The organism is Streptomyces sp. NPDC045695 (assembly GCF_056432025.1).
Window position 1 is genome coordinate 74,226 of record NZ_JBWKJU010000009.1, and the last position, 20,345, is coordinate 94,570.

19 protein-coding genes are annotated in these 20,345 nt (G+C 70.9%); 9 read left to right on the top strand and 10 right to left on the bottom strand.

All coding sequences use genetic code 11. From position 1 onward, the window contains the following. Nucleotide 1 precedes the first annotated feature (1 nt). From AC07DU_RS17865 to AC07DU_RS17880, 4 genes are all read right to left on the bottom strand, one after another. Nucleotides 2–319 carry a bifunctional 3-phenylpropionate/cinnamic acid dioxygenase ferredoxin subunit gene (locus AC07DU_RS17865; RefSeq protein ID WP_030027083.1) on the bottom strand — a complete coding sequence of 106 codons (318 nt, stop codon included), beginning with the start codon at nt 317–319 and terminating at the stop codon, nt 2–4. Beyond that, on the bottom strand, nt 319–1,497 hold the full coding sequence (gene sufD, locus AC07DU_RS17870; protein ID WP_360890252.1) for a Fe-S cluster assembly protein SufD: 1,179 nt from the start codon (nt 1,495–1,497) through the stop codon (nt 319–321). Before sufD ends, AC07DU_RS17865 begins: the two co-directional genes overlap by 1 nt. 69 nt (nt 1,498–1,566) lie before the next feature. Further along, entirely contained in the window at nt 1,567–2,982 is a 1,416-nt protein-coding gene (gene sufB / locus AC07DU_RS17875; RefSeq protein WP_360890255.1) for a Fe-S cluster assembly protein SufB, read from the bottom strand. Further along, entirely contained in the window at nt 2,979–3,740 is a 762-nt protein-coding gene (locus tag AC07DU_RS17880) for a helix-turn-helix transcriptional regulator (RefSeq protein WP_360890258.1), read from the bottom strand. The genes sufB and AC07DU_RS17880 overlap by 4 nt, the downstream gene beginning before the upstream one ends. Nucleotides 3,741–4,163: 423 nt before the next feature. Here AC07DU_RS17880 and AC07DU_RS17885 point away from each other — a divergent pair, with 423 nt between their 5' ends. The 4 genes from AC07DU_RS17885 (at nt 4,164) to AC07DU_RS17900 (ending at nt 8,096) form a co-directional block, all read left to right on the top strand. Further along, nucleotides 4,164–5,090: an ABC transporter ATP-binding protein gene (locus AC07DU_RS17885; RefSeq protein ID WP_360890261.1), complete on the top strand. Its 927-nt coding sequence runs from the start codon at nt 4,164–4,166 to the stop codon at nt 5,088–5,090. Then, the gene (locus AC07DU_RS17890) at nt 5,087–5,854 is read left to right on the top strand and encodes an ABC transporter permease (protein WP_392061694.1); all 768 of its coding nucleotides are present in this window, start codon (nt 5,087–5,089) and stop codon (nt 5,852–5,854) included. Before AC07DU_RS17885 ends, AC07DU_RS17890 begins: the two co-directional genes overlap by 4 nt. Before the next feature lie 68 nt (nt 5,855–5,922). After that, nucleotides 5,923–7,041, top strand: a complete 1,119-nt coding sequence (locus AC07DU_RS17895) for a hypothetical protein (RefSeq protein ID WP_479112230.1) — start codon at nt 5,923–5,925, stop codon at nt 7,039–7,041. A gap of 65 nt (nt 7,042–7,106) precedes the next feature. After that, entirely contained in the window at nt 7,107–8,096 is a 990-nt protein-coding gene (locus AC07DU_RS17900) for a COX15/CtaA family protein (RefSeq protein WP_479112232.1), read from the top strand. A gap of 16 nt (nt 8,097–8,112) precedes the next feature. Here the strand turns inward: AC07DU_RS17900 and AC07DU_RS17905 are convergent, their stop codons facing one another. The 3 genes from AC07DU_RS17905 to AC07DU_RS17915 all read right to left on the bottom strand — a co-directional run bounded on the left by AC07DU_RS17905 (nt 8,113) and on the right by AC07DU_RS17915 (nt 10,648). After that, a complete protein-coding gene (locus AC07DU_RS17905) occupies nt 8,113–9,201 on the bottom strand; it encodes an amidohydrolase family protein (RefSeq protein ID WP_479112234.1) in 1,089 nt (362 codons plus the stop codon). Between the two features lie 106 nt (nt 9,202–9,307). Continuing rightward, complete coding sequence (locus AC07DU_RS17910) at nt 9,308–9,685, bottom strand: hypothetical protein (protein WP_479032930.1); 378 nt, start codon at nt 9,683–9,685, stop codon at nt 9,308–9,310. Between the two features lie 15 nt (nt 9,686–9,700). Further along, entirely contained in the window at nt 9,701–10,648 is a 948-nt protein-coding gene (locus AC07DU_RS17915) for a heme o synthase (RefSeq protein WP_360890668.1), read from the bottom strand. Nucleotides 10,649–10,975: 327 nt separating this feature from the next. On the opposite strand from AC07DU_RS17915, the gene tkt reads away from it, so the two are divergent. The 5 genes from tkt (at nt 10,976) to pgl (ending at nt 17,696) form a co-directional block, all read left to right on the top strand. Next, nucleotides 10,976–13,063 carry a transketolase gene (gene tkt, locus AC07DU_RS17920; protein WP_479112236.1) on the top strand — a complete coding sequence of 696 codons (2,088 nt, stop codon included), beginning with the start codon at nt 10,976–10,978 and terminating at the stop codon, nt 13,061–13,063. A gap of 34 nt (nt 13,064–13,097) precedes the next feature. Further along, entirely contained in the window at nt 13,098–14,216 is a 1,119-nt protein-coding gene (tal, locus tag AC07DU_RS17925) for a transaldolase (protein ID WP_479112238.1), read from the top strand. Nucleotides 14,217–14,221: 5 nt separating this feature from the next. Next, nucleotides 14,222–15,748 (top strand): glucose-6-phosphate dehydrogenase, encoded by a 1,527-nt coding sequence (gene zwf / locus AC07DU_RS17930; protein ID WP_030766695.1) that lies wholly within the window; start codon nt 14,222–14,224, stop codon nt 15,746–15,748. After that, complete coding sequence (gene opcA / locus AC07DU_RS17935) at nt 15,745–16,803, top strand: glucose-6-phosphate dehydrogenase assembly protein OpcA (protein WP_479112240.1); 1,059 nt, start codon at nt 15,745–15,747, stop codon at nt 16,801–16,803. The genes zwf and opcA overlap by 4 nt, the downstream gene beginning before the upstream one ends. Before the next feature lie 110 nt (nt 16,804–16,913). Continuing rightward, nucleotides 16,914–17,696 (top strand): 6-phosphogluconolactonase, encoded by a 783-nt coding sequence (gene pgl, locus AC07DU_RS17940; protein WP_479032918.1) that lies wholly within the window; start codon nt 16,914–16,916, stop codon nt 17,694–17,696. A 65-nt stretch (nt 17,697–17,761) separates the two neighbouring features. Here the strand turns inward: pgl and pgi are convergent, their stop codons facing one another. The 3 genes from pgi to secG all read right to left on the bottom strand — a co-directional run bounded on the left by pgi (nt 17,762) and on the right by secG (nt 20,317). After that, nucleotides 17,762–19,417 carry a glucose-6-phosphate isomerase gene (gene pgi / locus AC07DU_RS17945; RefSeq protein ID WP_360890671.1) on the bottom strand — a complete coding sequence of 552 codons (1,656 nt, stop codon included), beginning with the start codon at nt 19,415–19,417 and terminating at the stop codon, nt 17,762–17,764. A gap of 151 nt (nt 19,418–19,568) precedes the next feature. After that, complete coding sequence (locus AC07DU_RS17950; RefSeq protein WP_010352468.1) at nt 19,569–19,904, bottom strand: RNA polymerase-binding protein RbpA; 336 nt, start codon at nt 19,902–19,904, stop codon at nt 19,569–19,571. A 182-nt stretch (nt 19,905–20,086) separates the two neighbouring features. Further along, nucleotides 20,087–20,317: a preprotein translocase subunit SecG gene (gene secG / locus AC07DU_RS17955; protein WP_360890673.1), complete on the bottom strand. Its 231-nt coding sequence runs from the start codon at nt 20,315–20,317 to the stop codon at nt 20,087–20,089. Between the last annotated feature and the right edge of the window lie 28 nt (nt 20,318–20,345).

Here is a 20,345-nt window from a genome sequence, read left to right on the forward strand (position 1 = left end):
CTCAGGACTCCTGGGTGAGGGAGACGAGCACGTCGTCCCCTTCGATCTTTACGGGGTATACGGGTACGGGGCGCGTCGCGGGCAGACCGGAGGGCTTTCCGGTGCGCAGGTCGAATGCCGACCCGTGCAGCCAGCACTCGATCATGCAGTCCTCGACCTCGCCCTCCGAGAGCGAGACGTTCGCGTGCGAGCAGATGTCGTTGATCGCGAACACCTCCCCGTCGGTGGAGACGATGGACACCGGCGTGCCGTCGAGTTCCACCCGCTTGGGGGTGTTCTCCTCCAGCTCGCTCAGCGCACAGGCCTTGACGTAATTCATCAGACGGAACCCTGGAGCTCGGTCTCGATCTTGGCGAGCAGGCGCTCCTCGATGTCGTCGACACCGATCTGCTGGACGAGCTCGGCGAAGAAGCCGCGCACGACCAGGCGGCGGGCGTCGTCGGCCGTGATGCCGCGGGACTGCAGGTAGAAGAGCTGCTCGTCGTCGAAGCGGCCGGTCGCGGAGGCGTGACCGGCGCCGACGATCTCGCCGGTCTCGATCTCCAGGTTCGGCACCGAGTCGACCCGCGCGCCGTCCGTGAGGACGAGGTTGCGGTTCATCTCGTAGGTGTCGGTGCCCTCGGCGGTCTTCTCGATGAGGACGTCGCCGATCCAGACCGCGTGGGCGTCCTGGCCCTGGAGCGCACCCTTGTAGACCACGTTGGACTTGCAGTGCGGGGCGTCGTGCGTGACCAGGAGGCGGTGCTCCTGGTGCTGGCCGGCGTCCGTGAAGTACAGGCCGAAGAGCTCGGCCTCGCCGCCGGGGCCCGCGTAGCTGACCCGCGGGTGCAGGCGTACGAGGTCGCCGCCGAAGGTGACCACGATCGACTTGAAGGTCGCGTCGCGGCCGACCAGGGCGTTGTGCTGGGAGACGTGGACGGCGGTGTCGTCCCAGTCCTGCACCGACACGACGGTGAGCTTGGCGCCGTCGCCGACGAGGAAGTCGACGTTGGCGGCGCGCACGCCGTCACCCGTGTGGTCGATGACGATGACGGCCTCGGCGAAGGCCTGGACGTCGAAGACCGTGTGCCCGAAGGTGGTGCCGCCCTCGCCGTGCAGCGAGACGCGCACCGGCTCGGTCAGGACCGCCTCCTTGGGCACGGTCACGACCGTGGCCTTGGTGAAGGACGAGAACGCCTGCGCGGCGACCCGGTCCACCGGGGCGCCGGCCTTGCCGAGGCGCGCGTCGCCGCGCTCCACCGACTCGACCGTGACGCCCTCGGGCGCGTCGATCTGGGCCTTCATGGAGCCGTTGGCGACCGCGGTGCCGTCGTGGAGACCACGCAGACGCGCCAGCGGGGTGAAGCGCCACTCCTCCTCGCGGCCGTGGGGCACGGGGAAGTCCGCCACGTCGAAGGACGGGGGGGCACTCATCCGGGTGGCGACGGTGGACTCGGCGGCCACCGCGATCGCGCCGGCGGTGGTCGAACCCGCCGGAATGTTCTGAGCCTCAGCCATGGCTGTCGTCTTGCTCACTCTCTTTTAAAGCGCTGCCTGCGTCAAAGGATGTGCGGGATGCGGCCGGGACTAACCGACCGACCCCTCCATCTGCAGCTCGATCAGCCGGTTCAGCTCCAGGGCGTACTCCATGGGCAACTCACGCGCGATGGGCTCGACGAAGCCGCGCACGATCATGGCCATCGCCTCGAACTCCGTCAGACCACGGCTCATCAGGTAGAAGAGCTGGTCGTCGGAGACCTTGGAGACGGTGGCCTCGTGGCCCATGGAGACGTCGTCCTCGCGGACGTCCACGTAGGGGTACGTGTCCGAGCGGGAGATGGTGTCGACCAGGAGCGCGTCACACAGCACGTTGGACTTCGAGCCGTGGGCACCTTCGCCGATCTCGACCAGGCCTCGGTACGAGGTGCGGCCGCCGCCCCGGGCCACCGACTTGGAGACGATGTTCGAGGAGGTGTTCGGCGCCATGTGGACCATCTTGGAGCCGGCGTCCTGGTGCTGGCCCTCGCCCGCGAAGGCGATGGAGAGGGTCTCGCCCTTGGCGTGCTCGCCCATCAGGTAGACGGCCGGGTACTTCATGGTGACCTTGGAACCGATGTTGCCGTCGATCCACTCCATGGTCGCGCCCTCGTACGCCACGGCGCGCTTGGTGACCAGGTTGTAGACGTTGTTCGACCAGTTCTGGATCGTCGTGTAGCGGCAGCGGCCGCCCTTCTTGACGATGATCTCGACCACGGCGCTGTGCAGCGAGTCCGAGGAGTAGATCGGGGCGGTGCAGCCCTCGACGTAGTGGACGTAGGCGTCCTCGTCGACGATGATCAGCGTCCGCTCGAACTGGCCCATGTTCTCCGTGTTGATGCGGAAGTAGGCCTGGAGCGGGATGTCGACCTTGACGCCCTTGGGGACGTAGATGAACGAGCCGCCCGACCACACGGCGGTGTTCAGCGAGGCGAACTTGTTGTCGCCGACCGGGATGACCGTGCCGAAGTACTCCTGGAAGAGCTCCGGGTGCTCCTTGAGCGCGGTGTCCGTGTCGAGGAAGATGACGCCCTGCTCCTCCAGGTCCTCGCGGATCTGGTGGTAGACGACCTCGGACTCATACTGGGCCGCGACACCGGCGACGAGGCGCTGCTTCTCCGCCTCGGGGATGCCGAGCTTGTCGTACGTGTTCTTGATGTCCTCCGGCAGGTCCTCCCAGGAAGCGGCCTGCTTCTCGGTGGAACGCACGAAGTACTTGATGTTGTCGAAGTCGATGCCCGAGAGGTCGGAGCCCCAGTTGGGCATGGGCTTCTTGTCGAACAGCTTCAGGCCCTTGAGGCGGAGCTTCAGCATCCACTCCGGCTCGGACTTCTTCGCCGAGATGTCGCGGACGACCTCTTCGGACAGACCCCGCTTGGCAGCGGCGCCGGCCGCGTCGGAGTCGGCCCAGCCGTATTCGTAGGTGCCCAGGCCATCGAGCTCAGGGTGAGCAGTCTCCGTGGTCATGCGGGGTTCCTCCCGGCCGTACTTGCAGATACTGATGTGTCGGTCTGTGTGGTGCTCGCGCTTCGCGGAATGAAGGTCGTGCACACCCCGTCGCCGTGGGCGATCGTGGCGAGGCGCTGCACATGCGTCCCGAGCAGGCGGGAGAAGACCTCGGTCTCCGCCTCGCAGAGCTGCGGGAACTGCTCGGCCACGTGGGCGACCGGGCAGTGGTGCTGACAGAGCTGTTCACCGCGTTGCGGACCGGGAGCGCTCTTCGCCGTAGCAGCGTACCCGTCGGCGGTCAACGCCTTGGCCAGGGCCTCTGCGCGGCCTTCGGGGGCGGCCGCCTCGACGGCTTCCCGGTAGGTCCGCGCCTGCGCTTCCATCCGTGCCCGGGCGAAGGCGGCGACGGCCGCCTCGCCCTTCTCGCCACCGCCGACGGACTGCGCGATCCAGCGCAGGGCGTCCGCGGCGAGCGTGTCGTAGGACTGGTCGAAGGCGTCGCGGCCGCAGTCGGTGAGCGCGAAGACCTTGGCGGGCCGGCCCCGGCCGCGCGCCCCGTACACGCGCTGCTCACGGGCTTCGACCACGTCGTCGGCGACGAGCGTGTCGAGGTGGCGGCGGACGGCGGCCTGGGTGAGGCCGAGGCGCTGGGCGAGGTCGGCGACGGTGGACGGACCGTGGTCCAGGATCGAGCGCGCCACTCGGTTGCGGGTTGACCGCTCCCCGGTGGCGAGCTCCCCCTGGGGGGTCTCGATCTGCCGTTCGCCGTATTTCACAACGCCATTGTTGCGTAATTACCGGAGCCCCGACAAGCCGTGACGGACGCCACGCCTGGTGTCCTCCATCACTAAGGGTTACCTAATTTGTCGACGCAGAGTTATTCGGAGGGCATTATTCCGCTACCGCTCCGGGCACCTCCCTCGACCCACCAGACCCACTCCCACCAGCGCGCCTTCACCCCGGAGCGGGTCCGGCCCGGCCGGCCCCGGGCCGCTGAAAGGATCACGGAAACCGGATGAACCGGCCTGGACCACCCGGCTGAAAAGATCTGCGGGCGCGGCGCGATGTTCGGATCCGAGGCGGGCGGACGGCCCCCGGAAACCCTTCGGCGGGCCCCTCGGCGCGCCCCGGCGGCCACCCGGCGGCCCCCGCGGGCCGGGAGCCACGCCCTCTCACCCGGCTCCGTAGACTCACCCGTCATGAGTAACGACCCCGCGGTGGAGATCCGCGGACTGGTGAAGCGGTTCGGCCCCAAGACGGCGGTGGACGGCCTGGACCTCATCGTCCGCAAGGCCTCCGTCACCGCGGTCCTCGGCCCCAACGGCGCGGGCAAGACGACCACCGTGGAGACCTGCGAGGGCTACCACCGCCCCGACGCCGGCACCGTCCGCGTCCTCGGCCTCGACCCGGTCGCCCGGGCCGAGGCGCTGCGCCCCCGGATCGGCGTGATGCTCCAGTCCGGAGGCGTCTACTCCGGAGCCCGCGCCGTCGAGATGCTGCGCCACATGGCCAAGCTCTACGCCGACCCGCTCGACGTCGGCCCCCTCGTGGAACGCCTCGGCCTCGGCGGCTGCGGCCGCACGCCCTACCGCCGGCTCTCCGGCGGCCAGCAGCAGCGCCTGGCCCTGGCCATGGCCGTGGTGGGCCGCCCCGAGCTGGTCTTCCTGGACGAGCCCACCGCCGGCCTGGACCCCCAGGCCCGCCGCGCGACCTGGGACCTCGTACGGGAGCTGCGCACCGACGGGGTCACCGTCGTCCTCACCACCCACCACATGGACGAGGCCGAGCAGCTCGCGGACGAGGTCGCCATCGTGGACGCCGGCAGGGTCATCGTCCACGGCAGCCCCGAGGAGCTGTGCCGGGGCGGCGCCGAGAACACCCTGCGCTTCACCGGCCGGCCCTCCCTCGACCTCGCCTCGCTCCTGAAGGCGCTGCCCGACGGCACCCAGGCCGCCGAGCTCACCCCGGGCGTCTACCGGGTCACCGGCGACGTCCACCCGCAGCTGCTGGCCACCGTCGCCTCCTGGTGCGCGCAGCACGGCGTGATGCCGGACAGCCTCTCGGTGGAGCGGCACACCCTGGAGGACGTGTTCTTGGAACTGACCGGTAAGGAGCTGCGCCGATGAGCGCCGGCACGTTCACCCCCCGCCCGGGCGCGGCCCCCGTCTCCCGCATGATCCTCGCGCAGACGGCACTGGAGACCCGGATGCTGCTGCGCAACGGGGAGCAGCTGCTGCTGACCGTGATCATCCCGGCGCTGCTGCTGGCCCTCTTCTCCGCCGTCGACATCGTCGACACGGGGGCCGGGGAGCCGGTGGACTTCCTCGCGCCCGGTGTCCTGGCCCTCGCCGTCATGTCCACCGCCTTCACCGGCCAGGCCATCGCCACCGGCTTCGACCGCCGCTACGGCGTCCTCAAGCGGCTCGGGGCCTCCCCGCTGCCGCGCTGGGCGCTGATGGCGGCCAAGACGCTGTCGGTGCTGGTCACCGAGGTGCTCCAGGTCGCCCTGCTGACCGCGATCGCCTTCGCGCTGGGCTGGTCCCCGCACGGCGACCCGCTGTCGGTCGCCGCACTGATCCTGCTCGGCACCGCCGCCTTCTCCGGGCTGGGACTGCTGATGGCCGGCACGCTCAAGGCCGAGATGACCCTGGCCGCCGCCAATCTGGTGTTCCTGCTGCTGCTGGTCGGCGGCGGGGTGATCGTGCCGCTGGACAAGTTCCCGGACGCGGTGCGCTCCGTACTGGAGCTGCTGCCCATCTCCGCCCTGTCCGGCGGCCTGCGCGAGGTCCTCCAGCACGGAGCCGCGCTGCCGTGGGGCGACGCGGCCGTACTCGCCGGCTGGGCCGTACTCGGTCTGGGCGCGGCCGGACGGTTCTTCCGCTGGGAATGAAATCCTTCCCCTCACGGCTCCCTTGCCGCGAGGATGGGCGCCTCCACACATGAAGCCGGGGGGCGGACATGGTGCAGCGGGAGGCCGTACTTCGGCTGGACGAGCAGTGGGCGAGGGTGCGGTCGGGGGCGGCGCACGCGGAGCCGGCGGAGCGCGAGCGGCTCCTCGACGAGCTGATCGGGGCCCTGCGCGCCCTTGACGACGACGATCCCCGGTGCGGCGCGCTGCTCGGGCTGCGCCTCGCCGACCGGGCCGCCGTGCGGTTCGCCGCCGGGGACCGTGCGGGCGCCCTCGCCAGGATCGAGGAGGGCCTGCGCAGCTCCGAGCGCGCGGCCCGGCACTCCCCCGAGTTCGCCCGCTGGTACGCCCGCGGGCTGATCAACCACGGAGTGTGGCTGGCCTGGCCGCTGAGCGACGCCACCCGGCTGCCGAAGCACCCGCTGGGGCCCGCCGCCAGTGAGGGCCCCGGCGTCATGGAACGGGCGGCCGGCGAGCGCGCCCGCGATCTGACCCGCACCGCGGTCGAGGTGTGGGCGGGGCTGGACCAGCGGGATCCGGTCAACCGGCGCGGCCTCGCCCAGGCCAAGGTGTTCCTCGGGGACCGCCTCGCCGAGCTCGGGTCCGCCGAGGAGGCGGTGGCCTGGGCCGTGGACGCGGAGTCCGACTTCCGGCACCTGCTGCTCGCGGACCCCGCCGCCGAGGAGTCCCAGGAGGCCGAGGAGGCCCTCGACCACATCGGCCGCCAGCTGGAGCTGCGCCTGCGCTACCTGGCCTTCGACTCCCTGGTCAGCCTGCGCGCGCGGGGGCTGCTGCCCGAACGGCTGCTGCCCCGGGCCGTGGTGGCCGCCCGTATCCAGGGGGTGGCGGAGGCCGAGATCGCCGCCCGGCTGCACCTCGGCGCCGAGCAGGTGCGCACGATGCTGGAGGTCACGCCCTGGCTGGCGGTGTGGCGCGTGGAGGTGCGCGGCCCCGACGGGCTGTGGAACGTACTCGGTCATCCCTGGCACAGCGGAACAGAGGTGAGGAACCGGACGGCCGCGGAGGTGGGCGGTGAGGTGCTGCGCGCCTTCACGGCCTCGGCGGACTGCCCGGCTGCCGGCGCCCCGTGGCGGATCCGCCTGTGGTGGCACGAGGAGGGCGATCCCGCCGGGGCGAGGTTCCGGTACGTCAGCGGCGCGGAGGCGTAGGCGTCGTCCGGCGGGCCTCCACGGCCCCGGCGCGGACACCCCGCGCGGCCACCCCTCGTGAAAGTTTGCACAAGGCTCCGCCTACGATAGGAGCCGTGTTGAACCCCCTCGCTTACATCGCCAGCCGCTGGACCCCGTCACCCCGGATCGTCCGGCGGGCCGCGCTCGCCGCGCTCGTCATGAGCGTGGCCATCGTCGTCACCGGCGGCGCGGTGCGGCTGACCGGATCAGGGCTCGGCTGCGACACCTGGCCCAAGTGCACCGACGAGAGCCTGATCGCGACGCAGGCCCAGGGCTTCCACGGCGCCATCGAGTTCGGCAACCGGATGCTGACGTACGTGCTCAGCGCGGCCGTCGGCTGGTTCATCCTCGCGGCCCGCTCGGCCGAGCCCCGGCGCCGCGCGCTGACGAAGCTGGGCTGGCTCCAGTTCGTCATCGTGATGGGCAACGCCGTGCTCGGCGGCATCACCGTCATGACGGGTCTCAACCCGTACAGCGTGGCGGGGCACTTCCTGCTCGCCACCGCGCTGATCGCCGTGACGACCGTCAGCTGGCAGCGCACCGGCGAGGGCGACACCGCTCCCCGCCCCCGCGTGCCGGGCCCGGTCCGTAAGCTGTCGTGGGCGCTGATCGCCACCACCCTCGTGCTGGTCGCGGCGGGCACCGTGGTCACCGGCTCAGGACCGCACGCAGGCGACAGCAGCGAGATCGCGCGGATGCCGTTCGACTGGACGACCACCGCCCACGTGCACGCCGTCGCCGCCTGGCTGGTGTGCGCGCTGGCCGTCGCGATGTGGCTGGTGCTGCGCGTGGTCGACGCCCCCACCGACACCCGGGCCCGCGCCCGCGACCTGCTGATCGTGCTGCTCGCCCAGGGCGGGATCGGCTACGTGCAGTTCTTCACCCAGGTGCCCGAGGTCCTCGTCGCCGCCCACATGCTGGGCTCGTGCCTGGTGTGGATCTGCGTGCTGCGGGTCACGCTGAGCCTGCGCGAGCGGCCGGCCGGGCAGGCGCAGGTCCCGGCCCAGGGCGACCCGCAGCTCTCCACGGTCTGAGCCGCGGGGACACTCCTCAGGGGGCGTCGAGCCGGTAGACGCGGCGGGCGTTGCCCGCCGCGACCATCGCGGCGACCCGTTCCGCGTCCCGCCAGGACCAGGAACCCTCGCCGACCCAGCCGCACAGCACCCGGCCCAGCGCCTCGCGGAACACCAGGGCGCCCACCGCGTGCAGTTCGGGCAGGTGCCGCCCCCCGCTGGAGAACAGCAGCTTCCCGAACGGTGCGAGCTCCATCAGCTCGCCCAGCACCGCCGCGGCCCGGGCCCCGGTCTGCCCGAGGGCCGCGCCGACGTCGGCGTGGACGTGCGGGAAGGCCGCGGCGAGCTGCGCCGTGTGCCGGTGGTACGGGTATCCGCCGAGCAGGACCAGCCGTACGCCGTGGCGCGCGGTCGCCCGTACGAACTCCGTCAGCGGGGCCGGGTCGGCCGCGCCCGTGTGCAGCTGGAGCGGCAGCCCGGTCGCCACCGCGCTCCACAGCAGGTGCCGCAGGAGTACGGGGTCCCGTACGGCTCCGCCCCGGGGCCGCCGGGCCAGCCACCGCCCCGCCGCCCCGCGCACCTCGCCGGGACCGGGCGGCGCGGGCTCCAGGGCCGCGGCGGCGCCGTCGAAGGCCGCGGCGCAGGTGAAGGCGGCCGCTCCGGTGGCGGCGTGGTGGACGGCCTCGGCGAGATTGGCGAGGAAGGCGGCCACCGTCCCGGAGGTGTCGGCGACCTGCTCGGCCAGGGATTCCAGCCGGACGGCCTCGAAGGCCTCCGCGTCCGCGGCGAGCGCCAGCTCCTTGGGCCCGCTGAGGTCCGCGGCCGCGCCGGTGTCGAGCACGTAGGCGGCGACCCCGGAGCCCCTGAGCAGCCGCCGGGCGGACTCCGCCGCGCCCAGCTCCCGGCGGCGGGCCAGATAGCGGGCGGGCGTGGCGTGCGGCTCCAGCCCGAGCAGCGGCGGGCACCAGCGGCGCACGGCGAAGCCGCTCTGGGTGTCGAAGAAGGTGGTGCCCGCGGCGGGCGGGCCGGCCGAGCGGATCAGCTGGGCCTCGAAGGTGCCCAGGCCCAGCTCCGTACGGAGGAATCCGTTGCAGTACTGGTCCACCAGGGGCGGCGTTTCGATCATCCGGGCATCCCGTTGCGGACGTGGGGAAGGCGCTTCCACACGTCCTAACGGGTGAGCGGGGTGTGAGGTGTTGCTCGGGCTGTTGACCGAGACCCCACCAGGAGGGTCAGGCCGCCGTGTTCGAGGGTCCGCCGAGCTGGATGCCCGCCATCCGCGTCCACTCGTACGGGCCCGTCTTCACGCGCGCGGCGAACTCTCCGTCGAACTCCTCGTGGAGGGTCAGCCCGGCCTTCTCTGCGGCCAGCTGCGCCACGGCGAAGGTGGGGGCCACCAGGTCGCCCCAGCCGCCGTCCGTGCCCACGAGCACGATCCGGGTGCCGGCCTGGCCGATGTGGGCGAGCTGGCCCTCGGCGCCGCCGTGCTGCTTGGCGAACGCGCCGATCTGCCTGGCCAGCTTCGCAGCCGTACGGTCCTGCTTCTTGTCCGAGGCGCCTGCGGCGTTCGCTGCGTCTGCGGTCTCTGCGGTGTCTGCCATGGAAGGCATGCTACCGGTGAGTAATCAGCGGAGGAAGGGATCCACGGCCACCGCCACGAAGAGCAGCGACACATAGGTGATGGACCAGTGGAACAGTCGCATCTCCTTGAGCTTCGGACCGGTCACGCCGGCCTTGGCCCGTGCGTGCAGGGTGTGCGCCTCCCATAGCCACCAGCCGCCCGCCACCAGCGCCACCGCGGTGTAGAACCAGCCGGTGTAGCCCATCGGGGTGAGCAGCAGCGAGACCGCCACCATCACCCAGCTGTAGAGGACGATCTGGCGCGCCACGACCCTGTTCCCGGCCACGACCGGGAGCATCGGGACGCCGGCGCGCGCGTAGTCGTCCTTCACCTTCATCGACAGCGGCCAGTAGTGCGGCGGCGTCCAGAAGAAGATGACGAGGAAGAGGATGACCGCGGCCCAGGAGACCTCGTTCGTGACCGCCGACCAGCCGATGAGCACCGGCATGCAGCCCGCGATGCCGCCCCAGACGATGTTCTGCGCGGTGCGCCGCTTCAGCAGCATCGTGTAGACCACGACGTAGAAGAGGAGCGCGCCGAGCGAGAGCGCCGCCGACAGCCAGTTGACCAGCAGGCCGAAGAACACGGTGGAGACCACCGCGAGAGTGAGGCCGAAGGCCAGGCACTCCCGGGGGCTGACCATGCCGGTCACCAGGGGCCGCTGCGAGGTGCGGTCCATGAGCGCGTCGATGTCGCGGTCGATGTACATGTTCAGCGCGTTGGCGCCGCCCGCGGACAAGTAGCCGCCGAAGCAGGTCACGAGGACCAGCCACAGCGACGGAACGCCCTGCTCGGCAAGGAACATCACCGGCACTGTGGTGATCAGCAGAAGTTCGATGATCCGCGGCTTGGTCAATGCCACGAAAGCCATGACGCGGGCCCCGAACGGCCGGTGACCGGGGCTCGTCCCGAGCACCGCCGCTGGACGGGATTCGACGGCCGTCACGCACACCCCTGAGAGAGAATCCAGCAAGCTCCGACTCGGACCGCCCAGAACATGAAGGCCCGGTTAAGGCTTGCGCGTACCACGCCACTGTAGACGTTGCACTTACGTGGCCCTGCGCGGGGGTCGCTTCGTGTTGGGCCGATCGGACCGTGCATACATACGGGGGACACCCCGGTGCGGGCACCCGCGCGGAGGTGAACGCGGGTCGGCGCCGCGATGACGGACTGCCTGCACTCGAATAGCTGCACGCCGTTGCGGGGGTAGGCTCGGAATCGCCCCGGTGCACCGTTCGTCACCGGGATTCATACATGTGGAGAGGAGCCCTGACCCACGGTGAGCACCAAGCCGACCACCACAGAGCTCGAGTGGACCGAACTGGACCAGCGGGCCGTCGACACCGCCCGCATCCTGGCCGCTGACGCGGTCCAGAAGGTCGGAAACGGCCACCCCGGTACGGCGATGAGCCTGGCCCCCGCCGCGTACACCCTCTTCCAGAAGGTGATGCGGCATGACCCGGCGGACCCCGAGTGGGTGGGCCGCGACCGCTTCGTGCTCTCCGCGGGGCACTCGTCCCTGACCCTCTACACCCAGCTGTACCTCGGCGGGTTCGGGCTCGCGCTGGACGACCTGAAGGCGTTCCGCACCTGGGGCTCCAAGACCCCCGGTCACCCCGAGTACGGCCACACGGCCGGCGTGGAGACCACCACCGGCCCGCTCGGCCAGGGTGTGGCCAACGCCGTGGGCATGGCCATGGCCGCCCGCTACGAGCGCGGCCTGTTCGACCCGCAGGCCGCTGCCGGCACCTCCCCGTTCGACCACATGGTCTACGCGATCGCGGGCGACGGCTGCCTTCAGGAGGGCATCTCCCACGAGGCGTCCGCGCTGGCCGGCCACCAGAAGCTCGGCAACCTGGTGCTGCTGTGGGACGACAACCACATCTCCATCGAGGGTGACACGGAGACGGCCGTCTCCGAGGACACCATGAAGCGCTACGAGGCGTACGGCTGGCACGTCCAGCGCGTCGAGCAGCAGGAGAACGGCGACCTCGACCCGAAGGCCCTGTTCGCCGCCCTCCAGGCCGCCAAGGCCGAGACGGAGCGCCCGTCCTTCATCGCGATGCGCTCGATCATCGCCTGGCCCGCCCCGCACGCCCAGGGCACTGAGGCCTCGCACGGCTCCGCACTCGGCGACGACGAGGTGGCGGCCACCAAGCGCGTCCTCGGCTTCGACCCGGAGCAGACCTTCGAGGTCTCCGACGAGGTCATCGCGCACACCCGCGCCCTCGGCGACCGCGGCCGCGAGGCGAAGGCCGCGTGGGACAAGGAGTTCTCCGCCTGGCGCACCGCCAACCCGGAGCGCGCCGCCGAGTTCGACCGCATCAACGCGAACGAGCTGCCCGCGGGCTGGCAGGACCAGCTCCCCGTCTTCGAGGCCGGCAAGGGCGTCGCCACCCGCGCCGCCTCCGGCAAGGTGCTCGAAGCGCTCGGCGCGGTCATCCCGGAGCTGTGGGGCGGCTCGGCCGACCTGGCCGGCTCCAACAACACCACCATCGACAAGACCTCCTCGTTCCTGCCGAAGGGCAACCCGCTGCCGGAGGCCGACCCGTACGGCCGCACCATCCACTTCGGCATCCGCGAGCACGCCATGGCCGCGGCCATGAACGGCATCGCCCTGCACGGCCACACCCGCATCTACGGCGGCACCTTCCTGGTGTTCTCCGACTACATGCGCAACGCCGTCCGCCTGTCCGCGCTGATGCACCTGCCGGTGACGTACGTGTGGACGCACGACTCCATCGGTCTCGGCGAGGACGGCCCGACGCACCAGCCGGTCGAGCACCTCGCCTCGCTGCGCGCCATCCCGGGCCTGAACCTGGTCCGCCCGGCCGACGCGAACGAGACCGCCATCGCCTGGCGCCAGATCCTGGCGCGCCACACCAAGGTGTTCGGCAAGGGCGCCCCGCACGGACTGGCGCTCACCCGCCAGGGCGTGCCGACCTACGAGCGCAACGAGAACGCCGCCAAGGGCGGTTACGTGATGTTCGAGGCCACCGGCGGCGACGCCCAGGTCGTCCTCATCGGCACCGGCTCCGAGGTGCACCTGGCCGTCGAGGCCCGCGAGCAGCTCCAGGCCGCGGGCATCCCCACCCGGGTCGTCTCGATGCCGTGCGTCGAGTGGTTCGAGGAGCAGGACCAGGAGTACAAGGACAGCGTCCTGCCCTCCTCGGTGAAGGCCCGCGTCGCGGTCGAGGCCGGCATCGGCCTGACCTGGCACCGGTACGTCGGCGACGCCGGCCGGATCGTGTCGCTGGAGCACTTCGGCGCCTCCGCCGACGCGAAGGTGCTGTTCCGCGAGTTCGGCTTCACCGCCGAGGCCGTGACCGCCGCCGCCAAGGCCTCCCTGTCCGCCGCCGCGCGCTGACGCCCGCACTACACCAGTAGGAGATGCAATTCCCATGACAGACGCACTCAAGCGCCTCTCCGACGAGGGCGTGGCGATCTGGCTGGACGACCTGTCCCGCAAGCGCATCACGTCCGGCAACCTGGCCGAGCTCATCGACCAGTCGCACGTGGTCGGTGTCACGACCAACCCGTCGATCTTCCAGAAGGCCATCAGCAGCGGTGACGGCTACGAGCAGCAGCTCACCGACCTCGCCGTCCGCAAGGTCACCGTGGAAGAGGCCATCCGCATGATCACGACGGCGGACGTCCGTGACGCCGCCGACATCCTGCGCCCGGTCTACGACCGCACCGACGGCCAGGACGGCCGCGTGTCGATCGAGGTCGACCCGCGCCTGGCGCACCACACCACGGCGACCGTCGCCGAGGCCAAGCAGCTCGCCTGGCTGGTGGACCGCCCGAACACGCTCATCAAGATCCCGGCGACCAAGGCCGGCCTGCCGGCGATCACCGAGGTCATCGGCAAGGGCATCAGCGTCAACGTCACGCTGATCTTCTCGCTGGAGCGCTACCGCGAGGTCATGGACGCGTACGTGGCGGGTCTGGAGAAGGCCAAGGCCGCCGGCCTGGACCTCTCCCTGATCCACTCGGTCGCCTCCTTCTTCGTCTCCCGCGTGGACAGCGAGATCGACAAGCGCCTGGACGCGATCGGCACCGACGAGGCCAAGTCCCTCAAGGGCAAGGCGGCGCTCGCCAACGCCCGTCTGGCCTACCAGGCCTACGAGGAGGTCTTCTCCTCGGACCGCTGGAACGCCCTGGAGCGCGTCGGCGCCAACAAGCAGCGCGCACTGTGGGCCTCGACGGGCGTCAAGGACCCGGCGTACAAGGACACCCTGTACGTGGACGACCTGGTCGCCCCGAACACGGTCAACACCATGCCGGAGGCCACCCTGGAGGCCACCGCCGACCACGGGCAGATCACGGGTGACACCGTGCGCGGCACCTACGAGCAGGCGCGTGCCGAGCTCGACGCGGTCGCGAAGCTGGGCATCTCGTACGACGATGTGGTGCAGCTGCTCGAGGACGAGGGCGTCGAGAAGTTCGAGGCGTCCTGGAACGACCTGCTGAAGTCGACCGAGGCGGAGCTTGAGCGCCTCGCCCCCACGGAGGCCTGAACACCTTGTCTGTAAACGGAGCGAACCCGCTTCGTGACGCACAGGACCGGCGGCTCCCGCGCATCGCGGGGCCGTCCGGCCTGGTCATTTTCGGCGTTACGGGTGACCTGTCGCGCAAGAAGCTGATGCCTGCCGTCTACGACCTGGCCAACCGCGGCCTGCTCCCGCCGGGCTTCTCGCTGATCGGCTTCGCCCGCCGTGAGTGGGAGCACGAGGACTTCGCCCAGGAGGTGTACGAGGCTGTCAAGGAGCACTCGCGCACGCCGTTCCGGGAGGAGGTCTGGCAGCAGCTGGTGCAGGGCTGCCGGTTCGTGCAGGGCGACTTCGACGACGACGCGGCCTTCGAGACCCTGAAGGCGACGATCGACGAGCTCGACAAGGCGCAGGGCACGGGCGGCAACTTCGCCTTCTACCTGTCGGTCCCGCCGAAGTTCTTCCCCAAGGTGGTCCAGCAGCTCAAGGACCACGGGCTGGCCCAGAAGGAGGGCTCCTGGCGGCGCGCCGTCATCGAGAAGCCCTTCGGCCACGACCTGAAGAGCGCCGAGGAGCTCAACAAGGTCGTCCACGAGGTCTTCCCGCGGGACGAGGTCTTCCGGATCGACCACTACCTCGGCAAGGAGACCGTCCAGAACATCCTGGCGCTCCGCTTCGCCAACACGATGTTCGAGCCGATCTGGAACCGGTCGTACGTCGACCACGTGCAGATCACCATGGCCGAGGACATCGGCATCGGCGGCCGGGCCGGCTACTACGACGGCATCGGCGCGGCCCGGGACGTCATCCAGAACCACCTGCTCCAGCTGCTCGCGCTCACGGCGATGGAGGAGCCCGGCTCCTTCCACCCCAAGGCGCTGGTGGCCGAGAAGCTGAAGGTCCTGACGGCGGTGCAGCTGCCGGAGGACCTGGGCAAGCACACCGTGCGCGGCCAGTACGCGGCCGCGTGGCAGGGTGGCGAGAAGGTCGTCGGGTACCTCGAAGAGGACGGCATCGACCCCAAGTCGAAGACCGACACCTACGCGGCCATCCGCCTGGAGATCAACAACCGCCGCTGGGCGGGCGTCCCCTTCTACCTGCGGACGGGCAAGCGCCTGGGCCGCCGGGTGACGGAGATCGCGGTGGTCTTCAAGCGGGCCCCGTACCTGCCGTTCGAGTCGGGTGCGACCGAGGAGCTGGGGCAGAACGCCCTGGTCATCCGGGTCCAGCCGGACGAGGGCGTGACGGTCCGCTTCGGCTCCAAGGTTCCGGGCACCTCCATGGAGGTCCGGGACGTCACGATGGACTTCGCGTACGGCGAGTCCTTCACGGAGTCGAGCCCCGAGGCGTACGAGCGGCTCATCCTCGACGTGCTCCTCGGCGACGCGAACCTCTTCCCGCGCCACCAGGAAGTCGAACTGTCCTGGAACATCCTCGACCCGATCGAGGAGTACTGGGACAAGCACGGCAAGCCCGCGCAGTACCCGGCGGGCACCTGGGGGCCGGTCGAGGCGGACGAGATGCTCGCACGAGACGGACGGAGCTGGCGCCGGCCATGAAGATCGACCTGACGGAGACCAACTCCAGCAAGATCAATGCCGCGATGGTGCAGGCGCGCCGGGACATCGGCACGCCGGCCATCGGCATGGTCCTCACGCTGGTGATCGTGACCGACGAGGAGAACGCGTACGACGCGCTCAAGTCGGCGAACGACGCGTCCCACGAACACCCCTCGCGGATCGTCGTCGTCATCAAGCGGGTCAGCCGTTCGCCGCGCAGTCGCCGCGAGGCCCGTCTCGACGCGGAAGTCCGCGTCGGGGCGGACTCCGGCAGCGGTGAGACGGTCGTGCTCCGTCTTCACGGCGAACTGGTCGACCACGCCCAGTCGGTGGTTCTCCCCCTGCTGCTGCCGGACGCCCCGGTGGTCGTCTGGTGGCCGGAAGGTGCTCCGTCGGACCTGGCGGGCGACCCGCTGGGTGCGCTGGGGCAGCGCCGGATCACGGACACGTACTCGTGCGAGGACCCGGTCACGGCCCTCGGCAACCGGGCGGCGGCCTACGCCCCCGGCGACACGGACCTGTCCTGGACCCGCATCACGCCGTGGCGCTCGATGCTGGCGGCCGCGCTGGACCAGCAGAACCTGTCGGTCCTCTCGGCGACCGTCGAGGGCGAGAACGACAACCCGAGCTGCGAGCTGCTGGCCATGTGGCTGGCGGACCGCCTCGGCGTCCCCGTCGAGCGGACCCTGTCGGGCGGTCCGGGCCTCACCGCCGTCCGCATGGAGACCACGGAGGGCGCGATCGTCCTGGACCGTGCGGACGGGTCGCTGGCCACGCTGTGCATGCCGGGGCAGCCCGACCGCGCGGTGGCGCTCAAGCGCCGCGAAACGGCCGAGCTCCTGGCCGAGGAACTGCGGCGGCTGGACCCGGACAACACGTACGAGGCCTCGCTGAAGTTCGGCGTGGCGAAGCTGAGGGCCGCTGCGACGGCCAGGACCGCGGCTCCGGCCAAGGCCCGGGCCAAGGCCGACACCCCGGCCGGAAGCCCGGCCGATGCTCCGGCCGAGGCCCCGAAGCCGGCGGCCAAGCCGGCGAAGAAGGCTGCGGCTCAGTAGGACGGCCCAGCAGTACGGCCAGCAGTACGGCTCACTAGTACGGGGCCTGTGGGGGTTCAGCCCCCCGCAGGCCCCGCCCCGCACCCGAGCGAAGGCGGCAGCACATGGGTATGACGACTCCCCAAGTCGTCGTCCACCGGGACAAGGAACTGATGGCGCAGGCCGCCGCGGCCCGGCTCATCACCAAGATCGTGGATGCGCAGACGGCCCGCGGATCGGCGTCCGTGGTCCTCACCGGCGGACGCAACGGCAACGGCCTGCTCGCAGCGCTGGCTGCCGCCCCCGCGCGGGACGCGATCGACTGGCCCCGCCTGGACCTGTGGTGGGGCGACGAGCGCTACGTCCCCGCCGACGACCCCGAGCGCAACCACACCCAGGCCCGCGAGGCCCTCCTGGACTCCGTCCCGGTCGACCCCGCGCGGGTCCACGTCATGCCGGCCTCGGACGGCCCGTACGGGCCCGACGTGGACGCGGCGGCGGCCGCCTACGCGGCCGAGCTGGCGAAGGCGGCCGGTCCGGAGGACCACGGCCCGGTCCCCCGCTTCGACGTGCTGATGCTGGGCGTCGGCCCGGACACGCACGTGGCCTCCCTCTTCCCGGAGCACCCGGCGGTCCGCGAGACCGAGCGCACGGTGGTCGGCGTCCACGGCGCCCCGAAGCCCCCGCCCACCCGGGTCTCCCTGACCCTCCCGGCGATCCGGGCGGCCCGTGAGGTCTGGCTGCTGGCGGCGGGCGAGGACAAGGCGGGAGCGGTGTCCATCGCCCTCGGCGGCGCGGGCGCCCTCCAGGCCCCGGCCGCGGCGGCCTACGGCCGCTCCCGCACCCTGTGGCTCCTGGACCGGGCGGCGGCGGCCAAACTCCCCACCGGGATGTACCCCCCGGCCTCTGCCTGACCCGGCCACGCGAAGGGCCCGCTCTCCCGGGGAGAGCGGGCCCTTGCGCGTACCCGACCCCTGGCTCAGCTCCGGCCGCGCAGTCGCCGGTACGTCGCCACGAGCGCCTTCGTCGAGGCGTCGAGCCCCGGCACGTCCGCGCCCTGCGTCAGCGCGGGCTCGATCCGCTTGGCGAGCACCTTGCCGAGCTCCACGCCCCACTGGTCGAAGGAGTCGATGTTCCACACCGCGCCCTGGACGAACACCTTGTGCTCGTAGAGGGCGATGAGCTGGCCCAGCACGGACGGAGTGAGCTCGCCCGCCAGGATGGTGGTCGTGGGGTGGTTGCCCTGGAAGGTCTTGTGCGGGACCAGCGCCTCCGGGACGCCCTCGGCCCGTACCTCCTGCGGCGTCTTGCCGAAGGCCAGCGCCTGGCTCTGCGCGAAGAAGTTCGCCATCAGCAGGTCGTGCTGCGCGGCGGGCGCCGCCGGCAGGTCCGCGACCGGCCGGGCGAAGCCGATGAAGTCCGCGGGGATCAGCTTCGTCCCCTGGTGGAGCAGCTGGTAGTAGGCGTGCTGCCCGTTGGTGCCGGGCGTGCCCCAGACCACCGGGCCCGTCTGCCACTCGACCGGATTGCCGTCCCGGTCCACGGACTTGCCGTTGGACTCCATGTCCAGCTGCTGCAAGTACGCGGTGAAGCGCGAGAGGTAGTGGCTGTACGGGAGCACCGCGTGCGCCTGCGCGTCGAAGAAGGCGCCGTACCAGATCCCCAACAGGCCGAGCAGCAGCGGCGCGTTCTCGTGCGCCGGCGCCGTGCGGAAGTGCTCGTCCATGGTGTGGAAGCCGTCGAGCAGCTCCCGGAAGGCGTCCGGGCCGATCGCGATCATCAGGGAGAGCCCGATGGCCGAGTCGAAGGAGTAGCGTCCGCCGACCCAGTCCCAGAACTCGAACATGTTGGCCGGATCGATGCCGAAGTCGGTGACCTTCTCGGCGTTGGTCGACAGCGCCACGAAGTGCCGTGCCACGGCCGCCTGGTCACCGCCGAGCGCCGCGAGCAGCCATCCGCGCGCCGACGTGGCGTTGGTGATGGTCTCGATGGTGGTGAAGGTCTTGGAGGCGATGATGAACAGCGTCTCTGCCGCGTCGAGGTCCCGCACGGCCTCGTGCAGGTCCGCGCCGTCCACGTTGGACACGAACCGCACGGTCAGGCCGCGGTCGGTGAAGGCGCGCAGGGCCTCGTACGCCATGGCCGGGCCCAGGTCGGAGCCGCCGATGCCGATGTTGACGACGTTCTTGATGGGCTTGCCGGTGAAGCCGGTCCACTCCCCCGACCGGATCCGGTCGGAGAAGGCCGCCATCTTGTCGAGGACGGCGTGGACGCCGGGGACGACGTCCTCGCCGTCCACCTCGATCACGGCGTTCCCCGGGGCGCGCAGGGCGGTGTGCAGGACCGCCCGGTCCTCGGTCGTGTTGATCTTCTCGCCGCGGAACATGGCGTCGCGCAGCTCGGCCACGCCCGTGGCCGCCGCCAGTTCGCGCAGCAGCGTCAGCGTCTCGTCGGTCACGAGGTGCTTCGAGTAGTCGATGTGCAGGTCGCCCGCCTGCAGGGTGTAACCGGTGCCGCGGCCCGGATTCTCCTCGAACAGCTCTCGCAGATGCGTCCGCCCGAACTCCTCCCGGTGCTTGCCGAGTGCCAGCCACTCCGGCGTCCGGTTGAGCTTCGTACGGATCTCCGCATTCATCTCGGACATCAACCCACTTCTTCCGTCCTGTCGTGCCCCGCCGTTCTCCAACTTAAGGGATCACAAGCGGCGCAACGCACACAAAGAGGCCCGGCCCCGCAGGAGATGCTTCCTGCGGGGCCGGGCCTCACGTCACACATGTCGGGCGGTGTCAGATCTCGCCGCGCAGCTTGGCGAGCGCCTCGGCGAGGATCGCCTCGCCGTCGGCGTCCGAGCGCCGTTCGCGTACGTACGCCAGGTGCGTCTTGTACGGTTCGGTGCGCGGCGGCGCGGGCGGGTTGTCCCGGTCCTGACCGGCCGGGAACCCGCAGCGCGGGCAGTCCCATGTGTCCGGCACCTGCGCGTCGCTGGCGAAGCTCGGCTGCGTCTCGTGCCCGTTCGAGCACCAGAAGGAGATGCGCAGGCGGGGTGCGGACTCGCCGCGCTCTGCCTCACCCATCGGCCCCGCTCCGACCCGGCTACCACGGATCGCGTTGCCACTTGCCACGGTCGTAACTCCCTGCGTGATGGTGCCGCGGAGTGTGAGTGGAAATTCCGCCGCGGAGCGCCCAAGTCTACGTAAGGCCCAACGCACGTCCAGTGAGCGGAGTTACTGATTCCACGTCATGGACGCCGACCCACATGATAGGCCGGGCAGTGCCGACCGGACTGCCGGAATGGCGAGAACGGTCAGCTGCTCGACTTCATCGCCAGGCCGAGCGCGACGATGCACGCGAACCACAGCAGACCGACGACCACGGTGATGCGGTCCAGGTTCCGCTCCGCCACGGAGGAGCCGCCGACCGACGACTGCATACCGCCGCCGAACATGTCGGAAAGGCCGCCGCCCTTGCCCTTGTGCATCAGCACGAGCAGCATCAGCAGGGCGCTGAAGACGATCAGGGCGATCGAGAACCCCATAATCACGGCTGATTCCTACTTTCTGGCT

What these genes read in the sequence shown, in the direction of transcription:
- sufD (WP_360890252.1), bottom strand. Translation starts at nt 1,497, where the DNA reads ATGGCTGAGGCTCAGAACATTCCGGCGGGTTCGACCACCGCCGGCGCG.
- AC07DU_RS17905 (WP_479112234.1), bottom strand. Translation starts at nt 9,201, where the DNA reads ATGATCGAAACGCCGCCCCTGGTGGACCAGTACTGCAACGGATTCCTC.
- AC07DU_RS17910 (WP_479032930.1), bottom strand. Translation starts at nt 9,685, where the DNA reads ATGCCTTCCATGGCAGACACCGCAGAGACCGCAGACGCAGCGAACGCC.
- opcA (WP_479112240.1), top strand. Translation starts at nt 15,745, where the DNA reads ATGAAGATCGACCTGACGGAGACCAACTCCAGCAAGATCAATGCCGCG.
- AC07DU_RS17895 (WP_479112230.1), top strand. Translation starts at nt 5,923, where the DNA reads ATGGTGCAGCGGGAGGCCGTACTTCGGCTGGACGAGCAGTGGGCGAGG.
- AC07DU_RS17865 (WP_030027083.1), bottom strand. Translation starts at nt 319, where the DNA reads ATGAATTACGTCAAGGCCTGTGCGCTGAGCGAGCTGGAGGAGAACACC.
- sufB (WP_360890255.1), bottom strand. Translation starts at nt 2,982, where the DNA reads ATGACCACGGAGACTGCTCACCCTGAGCTCGATGGCCTGGGCACCTAC.
- pgi (WP_360890671.1), bottom strand. Translation starts at nt 19,417, where the DNA reads ATGAATGCGGAGATCCGTACGAAGCTCAACCGGACGCCGGAGTGGCTG.
- AC07DU_RS17885 (WP_360890261.1), top strand. Translation starts at nt 4,164, where the DNA reads ATGAGTAACGACCCCGCGGTGGAGATCCGCGGACTGGTGAAGCGGTTC.
- secG (WP_360890673.1), bottom strand. Translation starts at nt 20,317, where the DNA reads ATGGGGTTCTCGATCGCCCTGATCGTCTTCAGCGCCCTGCTGATGCTG.
- AC07DU_RS17890 (WP_392061694.1), top strand. Translation starts at nt 5,087, where the DNA reads ATGAGCGCCGGCACGTTCACCCCCCGCCCGGGCGCGGCCCCCGTCTCC.
- tal (WP_479112238.1), top strand. Translation starts at nt 13,098, where the DNA reads ATGACAGACGCACTCAAGCGCCTCTCCGACGAGGGCGTGGCGATCTGG.
- pgl (WP_479032918.1), top strand. Translation starts at nt 16,914, where the DNA reads ATGACGACTCCCCAAGTCGTCGTCCACCGGGACAAGGAACTGATGGCG.